Origin of the sequence: uncultured Campylobacter sp. (assembly GCF_938031315.1) — a bacterium.
Lineage (GTDB): Bacteria > Campylobacterota > Campylobacteria > Campylobacterales > Campylobacteraceae > Campylobacter_B.
The window spans coordinates 1-1764 of the sequence record NZ_CALHHT010000491.1; the positions used below are offsets into that span (position 1 = coordinate 1).

General features: G+C 41.0%; 3 protein-coding genes and 1 pseudogene. All 4 read left to right on the forward strand.

Annotated elements, in window-relative coordinates; all coding sequences use genetic code 11:
- Window positions 1-406, forward strand: a pseudogene (locus Q0236_RS12085) (sodium-dependent transporter); the annotation flags it as partial.
- Between the two features lie 41 nt (window positions 407-447).
- On the forward strand, window positions 448-753 hold the full coding sequence (locus tag Q0236_RS12090) for a hypothetical protein (RefSeq protein WP_297918421.1): 306 nt from the start codon (window positions 448-450) through the stop codon (window positions 751-753).
- Complete coding sequence (locus Q0236_RS12095) at window positions 719-1072, forward strand: hypothetical protein (protein WP_297918424.1); 354 nt, start codon at window positions 719-721, stop codon at window positions 1070-1072. The genes Q0236_RS12090 and Q0236_RS12095 overlap by 35 nt, the downstream gene beginning before the upstream one ends.
- Before the next feature lie 77 nt (window positions 1073-1149).
- Window positions 1150-1647 (forward strand): hypothetical protein, encoded by a 498-nt coding sequence (locus tag Q0236_RS12100; RefSeq protein ID WP_297918426.1) that lies wholly within the window; start codon window positions 1150-1152, stop codon window positions 1645-1647.
- Window positions 1648-1764: the final 117 nt, after the last annotated feature.

Genomic DNA, 1764 nt, shown 5'->3' on the forward strand with positions numbered 1-1764 from the left:
CGCGATCATCCTCTTTACGGCGGTGATCTTCGGCGGAATTTCATCGCTTCAAAATATGTTCGAAGCAGTCGTCGAGTCCTTGATGCATAAATTTCCGCGCCTGAACCGCACCTGCACGCTCGTGCTTTTGTGCGTGATCTGCTTCGGTGTGGGCGTAAATATGGAAGCGATCGTGAAATGGGGGCCGTGGATGGACTTCGTCTCGATCTACATCATCCCGATCGGCGCGGTCATCGGCGCGGTTTCGTGGTTTTGGGTGATCAAAAAAGATGAAATTTTAGATGAAGTAAATTCGGGAGCATCCAAGCGATACGGCGCGTTTTGGTACAACACGGGGCGCTTTTTATACGTGCCGCTGGCGATGTTACTTTGCATAATCGCGCTAAGCATGCATATTTCGTTTTGAGTTAAATTTAGAATTCTAGGTGCCGATACGAGGGAGATAAAATGAAAAAAATCTTTTTGGCGTTTGCGCTGTGGCTCGGTCTTGGCGGGACTGCTTTTGCGATGCAAGATATAAAGCCGAACGAGGCGCAAGGGCAAAATTCTGCGGGAATTAAAATTTTAAGCGACGGGTTTTATAAAATATCCGCCGTAGAGCGCGGTAAGGCATTGAATGATTGTGCTGCTTCGAAATTCTATAGAGGATGCGATAAAATTTTTTCACAAGAGATCTCGCAACTTATTAAAAAGTGCGATATGGGCGACGGTAAATATAGTGCTTGTCAGAGCTTATTTAAGTATCACGGATAAGCGCTGCTTTGAAAAGGATCAAATTGAAAATTCCTTAGCGTGTGGTTTATACGGCGAAATTTTGCTTAAGACAAATAGATCTTCAATTGCATTAAAACCATTAACAAGAGCTTGTGAGGTAGGCAAAATATGGAATTCTTGTTTGCTTAGCGCATTAACTTATTTTGAATATGCTTTAGATGTAGACGAGGTAATAAAATATATGACGATGGCTCGAGATTTAGCGTATGATAAAAAGCGCTACAATAAAATCATCAAAAAATTGCAAGATTGCAAAGCCGACAAAGAGTGCAATCCCGCAAAATTAGAATTTCAATAGGCAAACGGCGAGCTTTTGCTATGTTTAAATAGCTGTAAGACACCGCCGCTAGCGAAATTTATACAAAAGGAGAAACAATGGAGTTGAAAGACCTCTTGTTAATTATATCCGTTCTAGTAAATATATGTGCTTTATATAATTTAAGGATAGTCGAACGAGAAAAAAGTAAGTTAAAAAAGACAGAGATACTTTTTGAGTTAAGGGCGGCGGCGGTAAAAAAGTTTAACGAAATATATCAAAAACATAATCCTTCAAATTGTGAAGTGCTCTTTTATGAAAATATATATTCACGGAAGGACCTGGAAGAACTTAGAAAAGATATAGCACAATATCGAGCAGAACACGGCTATGTTTTTGAGGGCGATGAATTTGACAAAATTCTAGAAAAGGCGGCATCGACGCTCGGTGACGACATAAGCGAATATATACAATACGAATCGTATATGGAAGAAAAAGGACTATTAACGTACGAGGAAGCAGGGTATCATCCTCATTATTATGAAGGTACCGTAAAGCTTATATCGGAAGTTAATGAGATGATGAGAAAGTATCTGTTTGATGAAGCAAAGCGGTAAAGCGGCGCCACGGCCTAAATTCAGAAGTGCAAATAAAAACAGCGCGATCCTAAAGATCACGCCACTACCGACTCATCGTCACAGCGCCCAGGTGCAAATTTAGCGCATTGATCGCCA

What these genes read in the sequence shown, in the direction of transcription:
- Q0236_RS12090 (WP_297918421.1), top strand. Translation starts at nt 448, where the DNA reads ATGAAAAAAATCTTTTTGGCGTTTGCGCTGTGGCTCGGTCTTGGCGGG.
- Q0236_RS12100 (WP_297918426.1), top strand. Translation starts at nt 1,150, where the DNA reads ATGGAGTTGAAAGACCTCTTGTTAATTATATCCGTTCTAGTAAATATA.